The following is a 13674-nucleotide window of genomic DNA, read 5'->3' on the forward strand; positions in this document are numbered from 1 at the left end:
CGAGTCCGGCGGCCGTGACCAGCGCGTGCAGCGGCAGCCGTCCACGGGGCGCCTGCGCGCGGGCCCACCAGTCCCGGCCGTGCAGCCGGTTCATCAGCGCGTCGTCGGCGTTGCCGCGCTGCGCCCGCACCGAGATCCAGGGGTCGGCGGCCCGTACCGGATGCCGGGTGGTGCGCACGCCCCGGTGCAGCGTCCAGCCCGCCGCCTGCACGCGCAGCGCGAGGTCGGCGTCCTCCCGGAAGGCGCGGCGGAACCGTTCGTCGAAGCCGCCGGCGGCGGCGAGCGCGGCCGTCCGGTACGCCATGTCGGCGGTGGCCCAGGCGGCCCCCTCCAGCCCCGCGGTGCCGCGTTCGAAATCGGTGGGCCTGCGCCCCGCCGGGAGCGGCACGGACAGCCGGCCCTGGATGCCCCCGGTGCTCCTTGCGGCCCGCGTGAGGTCGTCGGCGAGACGGCGGGACCAGTCGGGCAGCACCTGGACGTCGTCGTCCAGGAAGACGGTCCAGGGCGTGTGCACCGTGCGCCACCCCGTGTTGCGGGCGGCGGCGGGTCCCCGGCCCCCGGTGCCGAGCACGCGCACCCGCTCCCGCAGCGCACCGGCGGCGGCGAGCGGCAGGGGCCCGGCGGGGTCGGGACGGTCGTCCACGACGACGATCTCCTCGGGCGGGTGCCCGGTGGCCCCGGCCAGCGCGCCCAGGCAGTCGGCGAGGCAGGCGCGGCCGATCGTCGGGACGACGACGGTGTAGGCGGGGGCGGCCGTCATGCGAAGACCTCCGCGCGCCGGACGGCGAACGGCCCGAGGGCCAGCAGGTCCACGGGGGCGGACCCGAAGCACTCCAGCGCGTCACGCGGATCGTCGACCATCGGACGTCCGGCGGTGTTGAGGCTGGTGTTGACCACCACCGGCAGCCCGGTGCGCCGCTCGAATCCCTCGATCATGCGGGCCACCAGGGGCTCCTCGGCCCGGTCCACGGTCTGGATGCGCGCGGTGCCGTCCACGTGCAGCACGGCCGGGATGCGCTCCCGCCACGCCTCGGCGACCTCGTGCACGAAGAGCATGTACGGGCTGGGCAGCGGGCCGTCGAAGAGTTCGGCGGCGCGTTCGGCCAGCACCATCGGCGCGACGGGCCGGAACTCCTCGCGCCCCTTGACCGCGTTGAGGCGTTCGAGGTTGGCGGCGCGGCCCGGATGGGCCAGCAGCGACCGGTGCCCCAGTGCGCGCGGCCCGTACTCACTGCGCCCCTGGAACCAGGCCACGATGCCGTCGCGGGCGAGTTCCTCCGCGACCGTCTCCGCGATGTCCTCGGGCTCCTCGTACGGTACGGCGGCCCGCTCCAGCCAGGCGCGCAGCTCGGGCACGCTCCACTCCCGGCCGAGCGCGGCGGTCGGCATCGCCTCCACCGGCTCCTGACGGTGGGCGACGTGCAGGGCGGCGCCGAGCGCGGTACCGGCGTCCCCGGCGGCGGGCTGCACCCAGACGGTGTCGAAGGGGCCCTCGCGGTACAGCCGGGTGTTGGCCACGCAGTTGAGGGCGACGCCCCCGGCGAGGGTGAGCACCCGGTCGCCGGTGCGCTCGTGCAGCCACCGGGCGAGGCCGAGCAGGACCTCCTCCAGGCAGGCCTGGGCGCTGGCGGCCAGGTCGGCGTGCTCCTCGGTCCACGGTTCCCCGGCGGGCCGGGCCGGAGCCAGCTCGGCCCAGGGCACCGAGCGGGCCCGGAACCGTCCCTCGCCGTCCGTGCCGACGTAACCGCGCAGTTCGTCGAGGAAGCGGGGCTTGCCGTAGGAGGCGAGCGCCATCACCTTGAACTCGTCGCTGCTGCGCAGGAATCCGAGGTGCTCGGTGAGCTCCTCGTAGAACAGGCCCATCGAGTCGGGGAGGGACTGCGTGGCCAGAACGTCGAGGCGGCGGCCGGTGTAGCGGCCGGCCAGGTGGGAGCCGCATTCGCCGCGGCCGTCCAGTACCAGGACGGCGCAGTCGGGGTAGGGGGACGCCTGGCCGGCGGAGGCGGCGTGGGCCACGTGGTGGGGGACGAAGCGCACCTTCTCCGGGTCGAGTCCCGGCAGCACCTCGGCCAGGAAGCCGGGGGCCTCGCGGGCGTACTCCTGCCGCAGCCGGTCCCAGGGGTCGTCGAGGCCCAGCTGGTCTGCCGGGTGCGCCAGTTCGGGGTCGTAGGAGTAGGCGACAGCGTCCAGCGCGGAGGGGTCGAGGCCGCCGCGGTCCAGGCACCAGCGGGCGGACAGCTCGGGCAGTTCCCAGGCCGAGAAGGGCACGGGGCGCTTTCCGTGCTTGCGCCGGCTGAACCGCTCCTCCTCCGCCGCCGCCACGACACGGCCGTCCACGATCAGGGCGGCGGCCGGGTCGTGGAAGAGGGAGTTGATGCCGAGGACGCGCATGCGGTGCCTCCGTTGAGCTGGGGGGGATGGGACGCGGGCCTTACGAGGGCAGGCGGCTCGGCGCGGGGTGCCCGTACGGCTCCGGGTGGTCGCCGTTGGGCGAGGCCGGCGGCTGGGCGGGCGCGGGTGCGCCGAAGCGGGCGGCGGCGAAGTGATCGATGGTCCGCCGGATGCCCTCCTCCCACGGCACCTGCGGGGTCCAGCCGAGCAGTTCGCGCGCCAGGGTGGTGTCGGGGCGGCGGCGCTGGGGGTCGTCGGCGGGGCGGTCCACGTACTCGATCCGGGAGTTGGAGCGGGCGAGTTCCACCACGCGCAGCGCGATGTCGCGGACGGTCACCTCGTCGGTGCCGCCGATGTTGACCGGCCGTACCGACCGGCTGGCGGCGACCAGCAGGATGCCGTCCACCGTGTCGTCGACGTAGCACAGCGACCGGGTCTGGCTGCCGTCGCCGGCCACCGGCAGCGGCTCCCCCGCCAGGGCCCGGCAGACGAAGACGGGCACGGCCCGGCCGTCCAGCGGGCGCATGCGCGGGCCGTAGGTGTTGAACAGGCGGACGATGCCCGCGTCCGCGCCGTTGGCGCCCACATGGGCGGTGACCAGCGCCTCGGAGAACCGTTTCGACTCGTCGTAGACGCTGCGCGGGCCGACCGGGTTGACGTTGCCCCAGTAGTCCTCGCGCTGGGGGTGCACCAGAGGGTCGCCGTAGACCTCGGAGGTGGAGGCCAGCAGGAAGCGGGCGTCGTCGCGCTCCGCCACGGCCAGCATGTTGCGGGTGCCGAGGCTCCCGCAGTCCAGGGTCTCCAGCGGCAGCCGGAGATAGTCGGCCGGGGAGGCGGGGCAGGCGAAGTGCAGGACCAGGTCGTAGGGGCCCGGCAGCCGGTCCGGGGTGCCGTCGGCGCACACGTCCTGCTCGTAGTACCGGAAGCCGGGGCGGCCGACGAGATGGGCGACGTTGGCGCGGGAGCCGGACGACAGGTTGTCGACGCAGTCGACCGCGACGCCCTGCTCGATGAGGTGCTCGCACAGATGGCTGCCGAGGAAACCGGCACCGCCGGTCACCACGGCGCGCCGCCAGGGTGTGGAAGGCGTGGCATCAGTCATGGGAGTCCTCGGTCCCGCGCCGAGTCGCACCGGTCCGTACGCCAGGGGGCGGGACCGTCACTGGGGAGGGGAGACGCGCGCTCGCACGGGGAGGTGTGGGGAGCTGCGGATGTGAAGTGATCGCAGGAGCGATGCGGAACGTGGCTCGCTCCGCGATCCGCCGTTCGGGGCGGCACTGTCACGGGGTTCCCATGCCGGCAGAGTTCACACGTTGATTCCTGCTGCGGTCTCGCGAAGCCCGTCCACCGCCTCCGGGCCCCCGGATTTCCCGAATTCCGCGCATGGGCGGGCCCGGCGGCGAAGCCACGTTCATCTCCTGAAACGTACTGCGGGAGACATACCGGCCGCCGCCGGGCCCGTGCCCTGGCTCAGTCGCCCTGCGATTCCCGCTGGGCCTCGGTGTTCGGGGTGATCGCGTCCGCCCCCTCTCCCTCGTGCCGCCGCTCCTGCGCCCGCTTCTCCGGCGTCTCGGGCTTCTCGGCGTCGGCGATCTCCCGCAGCGTCTCCCCCACGGCGGTGGTGGGCCGCTTCGTACGGTCGTCGTCGGACATGGTGTCTCCCTGCTCCCTTGGCTTTCCCCGGCATCCTGCCTCGTGCGTCCGCTCGTCTACCCGGGGCCGCACCGGATGTGCCTCCCCGATGCGGGCATGACCGGCAGACGACCGGGAATTCCGGGACCCATGGCCTTCGACCACGAGGAAGCACCCGTCCTCGACGCACTGACCGACTGCCACGCGGCGAAGGAACTGGGCCTCACCGTCGGTGAACGGACGTGCCGGTGGAGCAGGCCGCGGAGATGATCACGCCGTATCCGCCGGGCATCCCCGCCGTGCTGCCGGGCGAACGGCTCACCGAGCCCGTACTGCGTTACCTCGTCACCGGCGTCCGGGCGGGCATGAACGGACGCGGCCGACCCTGGCCTGAAGACGGTGCGGGTGGTCGCGGAACACGGCACAAGAAATTGAATTTTTCACGTTTCAGGAAGAAGCGGACGGATACCCGCACGCAGTCGTACCAACAGCTCAGAGGAAGTGTTCACGGTGGGCGCACCGATCCTTACCCCGCAGGAACTGCGCAGACTGGCCGAGACAGAGCAGGGCTTGAACGACGAGGTGCTCGCCCGGCGGTCGAGCACCATGAGCGTCTCCAGCCGGCCGGCGACCTGGGCGCGGCGCGCACCGCGCCGGGCGCTGGCGCTGTGGGTGACCCTCGGCGCGGTGGTGACCCTCACGCTGCTCGGACTCGACATCGTCCTGCGGCAGACGTATCCGACCTGGGCGCTCGCGGGTGTGTGGCTGCTCACCGCGGCCGGGCTCGTGGGTCTGGTCGTGCGGGCGTGCCGGCGCTGGGAGGCGGCGGAGCGGGCCGGCCGGAAGACGCCGTGGCCGATGGATCCGACGCTGGTGTGAGAGGGGGACGCGAAGATGCCGGAAGAACCGGACAGCGAGGTACCTGGAGAAACGAATCTGCCCCGGCCCCGGCGCCGGCTCACGGAAGAGGAGTTCCGGGAGCTGATGCGGGAGGCCCGGCAGGAGGCGCGCCGGCTGCGGTACGGCCGGCCGCCCGAGGAGGACTCCGCGGTGGCGCTGCGTACCCAGCATGCCGAGTTCGGAGCCGCGGCCCATTGATGACCTTCGCCCGGCGGCCGCCGATCCAGCCGCCGGGCGAAGGCCCGGTCCGTCAGGTGTTCGGCTTGGCCGCGCTGATGTCGCCGAGCGCCGAGGTCTCGTCCCGCTCGATGGCCAGGTCGCCGAGGGCGATGATGCCCACCGCCTCGTCGCCCTCCACCACGGGAAGCCTGCGGACGGCGTGCTCACGCATCAACTCCACGGCGTGGTCGACGCTTTCGTCCGGCCCGATGGTGACCAGGTCCTCCGAGGCGGCCTGGATCACGGTGGTCTGATCGGGGTCCGCACCCTCGGCGAAGGCCCGTACCACCAGATCGCGGTCGCTCACCAGGCACTTCAGCCGGCCGTCCTCGGTCACCAGGACGGTGCCCACGTCCTCGTCGCGCATCAGCCGGGCCACGGACGCCACCGACGCCTGCGGTTCCACCGTCACGAGTTCGCTGGTCATGATGTCGCGCACATGCTGCGCCATCACGGGCCTCCCTTCTCGTCGCTTCGTGCAAGGCGTCTGCCGGGTACCCCACGGCGCGACTTCGCACCACTGCCGGTAAGCGGGTACTCGGCCGGAGTCAGAAAGAGAGGAGCGAGATGGATGCCCCCGCACTGATCGTGATCGACATGATCAACACGTACGAGCACCAGGACGCGGAGCTGCTGTTGCCCTCGGCCGAGCGGGTGGTGCCCGTGGTGGCCGATCTGATCGCCCGCGCACGCGCGGCGGACGCCCCGGTGATCTACGCCAACGACAACTTCGGCCAGTGGCGCTCCCACCACGGCGAGCTGGTCGAGACCGCGCTGGCCGGCCCGCACCGCGAACTCGTCGAGCCCGTCCTCCCGGACGACGCCTCGATGTTCGTGATGAAGGCCCGCCACTCCATCTTCTACGAGACGCCGATGACATATCTGCTGTGGCAACTGGGCGTCCGGCACGTGGTGCTGTGCGGCCAGGTCACCGAACAGTGCGTGCTGTACTCCGCGCTGGACGCCCACATCCGCCACCTGGAGGTCACGGTGCCCCCGGACGCCGTCGCCTCCATCGACCCCCATCTGGAGTCGGCCGCGCTGGAGATGATGGAGCGCAACATGGGCGCCCGGCTGGTCCCGGCCAAGGAGATCCACTTCTAGGCCGGACACCGCGCTGCGGATACGCTCCCCCGGACGGACCACGTCGGGGGAGCGGGAGGGCGCGGGGTGACCGAGCTGGACATGGCCGAGTACCTGGGCGGATACGCACGGATGCTGGCCGAGGTCTCCCACACCGGGCGCCGCCCCACCCGTACGGAACTGGCGGAGCGGCGCGCCCTGGGGGAACGGGCCGCCGAGGCGGGGCACAGCCTTCGGGCCCTGGTGCGCGGCCACCTGGCGGCCACCCGCACCGCGTGGCCCGACGGCACCCCGGCACGCTCGGCGGACAGGGTGCTGGCCGCCGTCGAGCAGGCGGTGGACGCCTTCGCCGAAGGGTACGAGCGGGCCCAGCGGCTCGCCGTACGGCAGGAGGAGGCGGCGCGGCGGGAGTTCGTCGACGACCTGCTGTACGGCCGCAGCGACCTGGGCCGGCTGGCCGAGCGCGCCGAGCGGTTCGGCCTGGTCCTGTCCCACGCGCACGCGGTCGCGGTCGCGGAGGGCCATGAGGCGTATGTCGGCACCGCCCCGGTCACCCGGCAGGTGGAGTCGGCTCTGCTCACCCGGTTCAGTGAGCGGCGCGTCCTGCTGACCACGAAGAACGGCAAGCTGATCTGCATCGCCCCCGGCGACCAGGAGGAGGTGCTGACCCGCTTCGCCGAGCAGGTGCACGCCACCCCGGACGGTGGCCGCGTCGCCATCGGCCGCCCCCGGCAGGGCGCGGGCGGCGTGGTGCAGTCGTACGAGGAGGCGCTGAGCACGCTGGAGCTGGCGGAGCGGCTGAAGCTGCCCGAGCGGGTGGTGCGCGCGGCCGACCTGCTGGTCTACCCGGTGCTGCTGCGGGACCGGGAGGCGATGGCCGACCTGGTGCTCAGCGCGCTGGGCCCGCTGCGAGCGGCGCGCGGGGGCGCGGAGCCGCTGCTGCGGACGCTGGAGGCGTACTTCGACTCGGGGTGCCGGGGCGCGGAGGCCGCCCGGCGGCTGGCGCTGAGCGTGCGGGCGCTGACGTACCGGCTGGAGCGCATCCACCAGCTCACCGGCAACAACCCGGCCGACCCGGTGCACCGGTACACCTTGCAGACGGCCGTCATCGGAGCCCGGCTGCTGGGGTGGCCCGCGCGGGAGCTCTGAGAGGGTCCCGCCACCGGGGCGGGCCCCCTCGGGCAGCACGGAGACCAGCATCTGGAGGACATCCTTGCCGTCGGACCACCCCGCCGCTCCGACGGGCGCTCACGTCATCCGTTCGGGGCGGGGACGCGTGATCCGTGGTCACCGGGTTACTCGTGCGGCAGTGCGCGGGCATTTCCGGCCCGCGCCGGATGCTGCGCGAAGGAGGAGACCGTGGCCATCCGGTACCAGCTCATCCGGCGTCCGCCGGCCGCCGTCTGGAAGGTGCTCGAAGAGCCTTCCTGCTACGCGGACTGGGTCGTGGGCACCCACGAGACGGCACCCCGTGAGGGCAACTGGCCCGAGGTGGGCTCGTCCCTCGCCTACAACATCAAGCTCGGCCCGTGCCGCGTCGACGGCTACACCGTGGTGCGCCGCTACGAGCCGCCGCGGTTTCTGGAGCTGGAGGCCAAGGCGCCCTTCGGCGACGCGCGCATCGCCATCGACGTGCGCGACTGGGGTGGCGACTCCCTCGTCATCGTGGACGAGCATCCGCTGAGCGGGCTGGGCGGCAAGCTGCACAACGTCGCGCTCGACGCCGTGATCCAGCTCCGGCACCGGGACATGCTGGGCCGGCTGGCCAAGCTCGTCGAGCGGCAGAGTCCGCGGCCCCCCGGCGCCGGGGAGGCGGACGATGAGTGACGCGGTGATCATCGGCTCCGGGCCGAACGGTCTGGTCGCGGCCAACCTGCTCGCGGACCAGGGCTGGAGCGTGGAGGTGCTGGAGGCCCAGGACCGGCCCGGCGGCGCCGTGTACAGCGACCGCGGGGTCCACCCCGACTTCGTCAACGACGTCTTCAGCTCCTTCTACCCGCTGGCCGCCGCCTCCCCGGTGATCGACGGACTCCGGCTGGAGGACCACGGGCTGCGCTGGACGCACGCCCCGCACGTCCTGGCCCACCCGCTGGCCGACGACCGCTGCGCGGTGATCGACCGGGATGTGGACGTCACCGCCGAGTGCCTGGAGAAACTCTGCCCCCGGGACGGCCATGCCTGGCGCGCCCTGTACGCGACCTGGAACCGGGTCGGCCCCGACCTCCTCCAGGCCCTGTTCACCACGATGCCGCCGGTCCGGGCGCTGGCCATGCTCGGTCTGAAGCTGCGCGGGGGCGGCGCCCTGCGCCTCGCCCGCTCCATGCTGCTGCCGGTGCGCCGCCTGGGCGAGGAGGAGTTCGACGGCGAGGGAGCCAGGCTGCTGCTCGCGGGCAACGCCCTGCACGCGGACCTGGGCCCGGAGTCGGCGATCGGCGGCGGCTTCGGCTGGATCATGTCGATGCTCGGTCAGCAGTTCGGCTTTCCCGTGCCGGTGGGCGGCGCGGTCGGCCTCACGGACGCGCTGGTCAGCCGGCTCCGGCGGCGGGGCGGCGTGATTCGCTGCGGGGAGCCGGTGACGGAGATCGTGGTCGAGCGCGGCCGGGCCGTCGCGGTCCGTACGGCCGCCGGTGACACGGTCCCGGCCCGGCGCGCCGTGCTGGCGGACGTCTCCGCACCCGTCCTCTACGGCCAACTGGTCGCCCCCGAGCATCTGCCCTCGCAGGTCCGCGAGGACATGCGGCGCTTCCAGTGGGACTTCGCCACCTTCAAGGTCGACTGGGCGCTGGACTCCACCATCCCGTGGCGGGCCGGGGCGGCGGGCGGAGCGGGCACCGTGCATCTGGCGGACAGCGTGGACGACCTCACCCGGTTCGCCGCCCAGATCGCCATGGGGCGGATCCCCGACAACCCGTTCCTGCTGGTGGGGCAGATGACCACCGCCGACCCGACCCGTTCGCCCGCGGGCACCGAGTCCGCCTGGGCCTACACCCATCTGCCCCGCGAGGTGCGCGGCGACGCCGGGGACGCCGGGCTCACCGGCTCCTGGGACGCGGCCGAGCGGGAGATCATGGCGGACCGGATGGAGCAGCGGATCGAGCAGTTCGCGCCCGGTTTCCGCGCCCGGATCCTGAGCCGTCGCGTGCTGTCACCGCTGACGCTCCAGTCCGAGGACGCCAACCTCAGCGTGGGCGCCCTCAACGGCGGCACCACCTCCCTGCACCAGCAGGCGGTGTTCCGGCCGATCCCGGGCACCGGCCGCCCGGAGACGCCGGTCCGGGGGCTGTACCTCGCCTCCTCCTCCGCGCACCCCGGCGGCGGGGTGCACGGTGCCCCCGGTGCCAACGCGGCGCGGGCCGCGCTGGGTATCCGCCGCTCCGTCGCGGACGCGATGTCCCTGGTGCAGCGGACCCTGACGCGCGGAAGCGGGGCGGCCGCGGTGGGGAACCGCTGACCGCCCCGCTCCGGGCGGGCCCTGAAGGCTTCAGCCCTCCAGGGTGCGGATGATCGCGGAGGAGAAGGCGTCGAGATCACCGGGGTGGCGGGAGGTGATCAGGGTGTGGCCGCCCTCGGTGTCGACCACGACCTCCTGGTCCGTCCAGTTGGCGCCCGCGTTGACCAGGTCTTCCGTCAGCGTCTGGTAGGAGGTCATGTCGCGGCCCTCGGTGAGTTCGCTGTTCACCAGCAGCCAGGGGCCGTGGCAGACCGACGCCACCGGCTTGCCCTCCCGTGCGAACGCGGTGACCAGGCGCTGTGCGTCCTCGTCGATGCGCAACTGGTCGGCGTTGAGGGTGCCGCCGGGGACCACCACCGCGTCGAAACCTTCCGACGTCGCCTCCGCGAGCGTGGTGTCCGGCTCGACCTTCTCACCGGGGTCCTTGTCGAGGACGAGGGTGGCGATGGCCTCCTGCTTCTGAGCCGCGATCACGACGCGGGCACCCGCGTCGCGCAGGGCCGCCACCGGCTTCTGCAGTTCGTCTTGTTCCGTCCCGTAGTTCGTCGTGAGAACGAGGACGCTCTTGCCGTCGAGAGCCATGGGTTCGTACTCCTCCCGTCTCCCCCTGCTTCCCGGTGCGGAAGTCGCCCGTGGCGGCGTCCGGCGCCGGTCTTACCTGCACCGGCTGCCCCTTTGGCCCCGATTCATTCGACGGCGGCGGGAATCCTTTCCAGCACCCCGCCCGCGAACACGTCGTACAGCGGCAGGGTCTCCAGATGGACGTAGCCGATGTGGCAGTCGCAGCTGGTCAGCGGGCAGGGGCGGGGGCGGAGCGCGGCCCGGTAGGAGCCGTCGTAGAGGTTGCCGAGTTCGGCGGGGACGAAGTGGCAGCGGCGGACCGTGCCGTCGCCGTCCACCGAGATCACCGACTCACCGGTACGGCACGGCAGCCCGGCGCTGGCGTGCGGATGCCGGCTGTAGGGGAAGAGCGGGTCGATCCCGGTCCACACCCGGGCCTCCGCGTCGTCGTAGGTGTGCCCCTCGGCCGCGTTCACCCACAGGTACACCCGCTCCGGCAGCTCCGCCCGCAGCCGCCGGGCCGCGTCGAGGTGCCCGGGCAGCCCGACGATGCCGACGCTGTAGCGGACGCCGAGCCGGTCCAGCTCCCGGCACTTCCCGAGGAACCGGTCGTACGGCGTCTGGCCGGGGTGGTACGTGCACCACAGCGCCAGAGTGTCGCGGTCCGCGTCGGCCAGCCAGTCGGTGCGGCAGCTCAGGTTGGTCTGGATGGCGACACGGCGGATGTGCGGCCGGTGGGAGAGGTCGGTCAGGGCGCGCCGGTACCAGGAGCGCACCAGCCCCTCGCCCCAGGGCGTGAACAGCACCGAGAGCCGGTCCTCGGTGCGGTCGGCGGCCCAGCCGGCGAACCGCTCCAGGCTCGCCCGGTCGGCCCGCAACTGCTCCCGGCTGTCCCGGCGCTTGGCGAAGGGGCAGTAGGGACAGTCGTAGTCGCAGGAGGCCAGTGGCCCCCGGTACAGCAGGGTCAGGTCCATGACGGGCGGCTCACTTGCGCTCGTAGGCGGCCATCGCGGCCCGCACGGCCGGGGAGAACAGTGCGGGGCCCAGCGCGTCGGAGTGCGCCAGCCCCTCCGGCGTCAGCCGCAGCACCGGGCCGGACTCCAGCCAGCCCAGGTCCGCGAACCGGGCCAGCTCGGCCGGGAAGTCCTCGGCCGGGGTACGGCCGCCGAACCGGGCGCGGTAGTCGGCCACCGCCAGGCCGTCCGCCTGGAGCAGCGACTGGAGCAGGTGGCGGCGGCGCGGCTCGTCCCCGGTCATCCGGCGCCCGTACTCGGCGTGCGCGAAGTCGGCGGCGGGCCGGGCGGTGTAGTCGTCGATGATCGCGCGGATCTCGTGCATGCCGACGGCGTAGTCGAAGGAGTAGTGCAGCCCGGAGGTGTACGAGCGGGCGCCGCAGCCCAGGCCGATCATGCCGTCGGTCTGGCAGGCGTAGTCGTCGGCGCCCTCGGCCGGGGCGTCGGCGCGCCGGAACATGCGCATGGACCGCTGCTCGTAGCCGTGCGCCAGGAGATGGTCTCGTCCGGCGCGGTACAGCCGGAGCCGCTGCTCGTCCCACTCCGGGTCGGCGGCGTCGGCGCGCCGTCCGAGGCCGGTCAGCGGGCGTATGTAGAGCGGGTAGAGGTACAGCTCTTCGGGCCGCCATGCCAGCGCGGCGTCCAGCGAGCGCAGCCAGGTGCGCTCGGTCTGCCCGTCGATGCCGTAGATCAGGTCGATGTTGAGCACGGGTATTCCCGCCTCCCGCACCCGCCCGAGCGCCGCCTCCACATCGGCCCGGCGCTGCGGGCGTACGGCGGCCCGCGCCTCGGTGTCGTCGAAGCTCTGCACGCCGAGGCTGAGGCGGGTGGCGCCGCGCTCGGCGAGGACGGCGAGCCGGTCGGTGGTGGCCGTCGCCGGGGACGCCTCCACGGAGAGGGGGACGGCGCGCAGGTCGGCGCCCATCCGGTGCTCGGCGATGTCGCAGAGCCGGGTCAGCTCGGCGGCGGTGAGGAAGGTGGGGGTGCCGCCCCCGAAGGCGGCGGTGGCGAACCGGAGCGGCTCCCGCTCCCCCAGTGCCTCCCGCACCGCGCCCGCCTGCCGCTCCAGCGCGTCGAGATAGGCCCCGGTGAGACCGTCCGGGGCGCCGATGCGGGTGAACAGGTTGCAGAACCCGCACCGCACCTCGCAGAACGGGACGTGCAGATAGAGCGAGAGCGCGTCCTTGGGCTCGCCCGCCCAGAGGTCCCTCAGCAGCGGCCGGTCATCGAGTTTCCGGTACGCGGTCTTGTGCGGGTAGGCGTACACATAACTCTGGTACGGGGCCGGGGCGGTCGCGGTGGCCGGGGTCATCGGGTGCCGCCCTGGTCGAGCAGGAAGTGGGCGTAGGGCACGGTCCACACCGACTCGTGGCCGATGCGGTGGCCGGTCCAGCCGTCGTCGCCGTAGGCGGTGCCGTGGTCGGAGCAGACGAGGGCGAAGCAGGGCCGGCGGCTGCTCATGACGGTGAAGAGGCGGCCGATGTGCCGGTCCACGTACTCCAGCGCGGCGGCGTGGGTGGCGCGGGAGTCGCCGTCCTCCTTGCTCGCGCCGGGCAGATGGAACCAGTTGGGCTGGTGCAGCGCGGAGACGTTGACGAAGAGGAACAGCGGCTGCTCCGGTGCCGTCCGGGCGGCGATCTCCTCGGCGCGGGCCACCTGGGACTCGAAGGAGGTCGGGGAGGCGACCCCGAACTCCGGCTCCCAGTGCGACTCCTCGAAGAGTCCCGGCAGCACCGAGCCGAGCGCGCCCTGCTTGTTGAAGAAGCCCACTCCCCCGACGCACGCCGTGCGGTAGCCCGCCTTGGCGAGGCCCGAGACCAGGTCGGGGGTGTCGTAGACGAAGGTGCCGTCGGCCGTGGTCTCGCTGCCGGCGAAGGCGGCGGCGAACAGGCGCGGATGGCGGCCGGGTTCGGCCGGGGTGGGCAGGAAGCCGGCGAAGATGGCCTGGTGGGAGGCGTAGGTGAAGCTGCCCGGCGCGTGCCGCTTCTCCCAGCGGCCCTCGGGGAGATGGCGGGCCAGGTTCGGGATGCGGCCGGCCTCGGCGAGTTCGGCGGCCACGTCGTGGCGGAGTGTGTCGAGGGTGACCAGCAGGATGTCGTGGCTGCCGATAATCCGGTTCATGTCCGGTACGCCGGGGGCGACTTCGGGCAGTCGGGCGGTGGCCGGGTCAGGCGCTGACATGGGTGGTTCCTGTTCTGTGCGGGTGGAGCGGGCCGGGCCGCCCGGTGAGCGGGGCCCGGCGCAGGGCGGCGGCGACCTGGGCCGCGTAGGTGTCGAGGCCCTCGGCGCCGCCGCCGGGCAGGCCGGTGAGCCGGGGCAGCAGATCACCGAAGGCGTTGACCTCGCCGACGAAGGCGCGGCGCCAGCCGACGGCGGGCAGCAGGTCGACGCCGACGCAGAGGGTGTCCGGGAAGCAGGCCGCGG

General features: G+C 73.4%; 15 protein-coding genes and 2 pseudogenes. 7 read left to right on the top strand and 10 right to left on the bottom strand.

Annotated elements, in window-relative coordinates; all coding sequences use genetic code 11:
- The 4 genes from GT030_RS00005 to GT030_RS00020 all read right to left on the bottom strand — a co-directional run.
- Positions 1 to 760, bottom strand: a 760-nt coding sequence (locus GT030_RS00005) for a glycosyltransferase (protein ID WP_161199216.1), incomplete at its 3' end; no start/stop codon positions are given.
- Positions 757 to 2391: a carbamoyltransferase C-terminal domain-containing protein gene (locus GT030_RS00010; protein ID WP_161199217.1), complete on the bottom strand. Its 1635-nt coding sequence runs from the start codon at positions 2389 to 2391 to the stop codon at positions 757 to 759. The genes GT030_RS00010 and GT030_RS00005, both read right to left, overlap by 4 nt.
- A gap of 40 nt (positions 2392 to 2431) precedes the next feature.
- A complete protein-coding gene (locus tag GT030_RS00015; RefSeq protein WP_161199218.1) occupies positions 2432 to 3493 on the bottom strand; it encodes an NAD-dependent epimerase/dehydratase family protein in 1062 nt (353 codons plus the stop codon).
- Positions 3494 to 3861: 368 nt separating this feature from the next.
- A complete protein-coding gene (locus GT030_RS00020) occupies positions 3862 to 4044 on the bottom strand; it encodes a hypothetical protein (protein ID WP_161199219.1) in 183 nt (60 codons plus the stop codon).
- A 236-nt stretch (positions 4045 to 4280) separates the two neighbouring features.
- Between GT030_RS00020 and GT030_RS00025 the strand changes: the two are divergent.
- From GT030_RS00025 to GT030_RS00035, 3 genes and pseudogenes are all read left to right on the top strand, one after another.
- A pseudogene (locus tag GT030_RS00025) lies at positions 4281 to 4458 on the top strand (ornithine decarboxylase); the annotation flags it as partial.
- 75 nt (positions 4459 to 4533) lie between these two features.
- On the top strand, positions 4534 to 4902 hold the full coding sequence (locus tag GT030_RS00030; RefSeq protein WP_161199220.1) for a hypothetical protein: 369 nt from the start codon (positions 4534 to 4536) through the stop codon (positions 4900 to 4902).
- 15 nt (positions 4903 to 4917) lie between these two features.
- Positions 4918 to 5121: a hypothetical protein gene (locus tag GT030_RS00035; RefSeq protein WP_161199221.1), complete on the top strand. Its 204-nt coding sequence runs from the start codon at positions 4918 to 4920 to the stop codon at positions 5119 to 5121.
- A gap of 52 nt (positions 5122 to 5173) precedes the next feature.
- Here the strand turns inward: GT030_RS00035 and GT030_RS00040 are convergent, their stop codons facing one another.
- On the bottom strand, positions 5174 to 5593 hold the full coding sequence (locus GT030_RS00040) for a CBS domain-containing protein (protein ID WP_161199222.1): 420 nt from the start codon (positions 5591 to 5593) through the stop codon (positions 5174 to 5176).
- Between the two features lie 116 nt (positions 5594 to 5709).
- On the opposite strand from GT030_RS00040, the gene GT030_RS00045 reads away from it, so the two are divergent.
- The 4 genes from GT030_RS00045 (at position 5710) to GT030_RS00060 (ending at position 9676) form a co-directional block, all read left to right on the top strand.
- Positions 5710 to 6246: an isochorismatase family cysteine hydrolase gene (locus tag GT030_RS00045; RefSeq protein ID WP_161199223.1), complete on the top strand. Its 537-nt coding sequence runs from the start codon at positions 5710 to 5712 to the stop codon at positions 6244 to 6246.
- Positions 6247 to 6327: 81 nt separating this feature from the next.
- On the top strand, positions 6328 to 7374 hold the full coding sequence (locus tag GT030_RS00050) for a helix-turn-helix domain-containing protein (protein WP_161199229.1): 1047 nt from the start codon (positions 6328 to 6330) through the stop codon (positions 7372 to 7374).
- Positions 7375 to 7584: 210 nt separating this feature from the next.
- On the top strand, positions 7585 to 8052 hold the full coding sequence (locus GT030_RS00055; RefSeq protein WP_161199224.1) for an SRPBCC family protein: 468 nt from the start codon (positions 7585 to 7587) through the stop codon (positions 8050 to 8052).
- Positions 8045 to 9676: an NAD(P)/FAD-dependent oxidoreductase gene (locus tag GT030_RS00060; RefSeq protein WP_161199225.1), complete on the top strand. Its 1632-nt coding sequence runs from the start codon at positions 8045 to 8047 to the stop codon at positions 9674 to 9676. Before GT030_RS00055 ends, GT030_RS00060 begins: the two co-directional genes overlap by 8 nt.
- A 30-nt stretch (positions 9677 to 9706) precedes the next feature.
- Here the strand turns inward: GT030_RS00060 and GT030_RS00065 are convergent, their stop codons facing one another.
- The 5 genes and pseudogenes from GT030_RS00065 to GT030_RS00085 form a co-directional block, all read right to left on the bottom strand.
- Positions 9707 to 10258, bottom strand: a complete 552-nt coding sequence (locus tag GT030_RS00065; RefSeq protein WP_161199226.1) for a type 1 glutamine amidotransferase domain-containing protein — start codon at positions 10256 to 10258, stop codon at positions 9707 to 9709.
- 104 nt (positions 10259 to 10362) lie between these two features.
- Entirely contained in the window at positions 10363 to 11211 is an 849-nt protein-coding gene (locus GT030_RS00070) for an STM4011 family radical SAM protein (protein WP_161199227.1), read from the bottom strand.
- Between the two features lie 10 nt (positions 11212 to 11221).
- Positions 11222 to 12562, bottom strand: coding sequence for an STM4012 family radical SAM protein (locus GT030_RS00075; protein ID WP_161199228.1), 1341 nt, complete (start codon positions 12560 to 12562; stop codon positions 11222 to 11224).
- Positions 12559 to 13371: an STM4013/SEN3800 family hydrolase gene (locus GT030_RS00080; RefSeq protein ID WP_161199230.1), complete on the bottom strand. Its 813-nt coding sequence runs from the start codon at positions 13369 to 13371 to the stop codon at positions 12559 to 12561. The genes GT030_RS00075 and GT030_RS00080 overlap by 4 nt, the downstream gene beginning before the upstream one ends.
- Before the next feature lie 46 nt (positions 13372 to 13417).
- Positions 13418 to 13674 (bottom strand): annotated as a pseudogene (locus GT030_RS00085) (hypothetical protein); the annotation flags it as partial.

Source organism: Streptomyces sp. SID1328, from assembly GCF_009865595.1.
Classification (GTDB): Bacteria; Actinomycetota; Actinomycetes; order Streptomycetales; family Streptomycetaceae; genus Streptomyces; species Streptomyces griseoluteus.

Excerpts from the sequence above, each read along its gene's own strand:
- GT030_RS00010 (WP_161199217.1), bottom strand. The coding sequence starts at position 2,391 with ATGCGCGTCCTCGGCATCAACTCCCTCTTCCACGACCCGGCCGCCGCC.
- GT030_RS00040 (WP_161199222.1), bottom strand. The coding sequence starts at position 5,593 with ATGGCGCAGCATGTGCGCGACATCATGACCAGCGAACTCGTGACGGTG.
- GT030_RS00065 (WP_161199226.1), bottom strand. The coding sequence starts at position 10,258 with ATGGCTCTCGACGGCAAGAGCGTCCTCGTTCTCACGACGAACTACGGG.
- GT030_RS00070 (WP_161199227.1), bottom strand. The coding sequence starts at position 11,211 with ATGGACCTGACCCTGCTGTACCGGGGGCCACTGGCCTCCTGCGACTAC.
- GT030_RS00060 (WP_161199225.1), top strand. The coding sequence starts at position 8,045 with ATGAGTGACGCGGTGATCATCGGCTCCGGGCCGAACGGTCTGGTCGCG.
- GT030_RS00045 (WP_161199223.1), top strand. The coding sequence starts at position 5,710 with ATGGATGCCCCCGCACTGATCGTGATCGACATGATCAACACGTACGAG.
- GT030_RS00080 (WP_161199230.1), bottom strand. The coding sequence starts at position 13,371 with ATGAACCGGATTATCGGCAGCCACGACATCCTGCTGGTCACCCTCGAC.
- GT030_RS00050 (WP_161199229.1), top strand. The coding sequence starts at position 6,328 with ATGGCCGAGTACCTGGGCGGATACGCACGGATGCTGGCCGAGGTCTCC.
- GT030_RS00020 (WP_161199219.1), bottom strand. The coding sequence starts at position 4,044 with ATGTCCGACGACGACCGTACGAAGCGGCCCACCACCGCCGTGGGGGAG.
- GT030_RS00015 (WP_161199218.1), bottom strand. The coding sequence starts at position 3,493 with ATGACTGATGCCACGCCTTCCACACCCTGGCGGCGCGCCGTGGTGACC.
- GT030_RS00035 (WP_161199221.1), top strand. The coding sequence starts at position 4,918 with ATGCCGGAAGAACCGGACAGCGAGGTACCTGGAGAAACGAATCTGCCC.
- GT030_RS00075 (WP_161199228.1), bottom strand. The coding sequence starts at position 12,562 with ATGACCCCGGCCACCGCGACCGCCCCGGCCCCGTACCAGAGTTATGTG.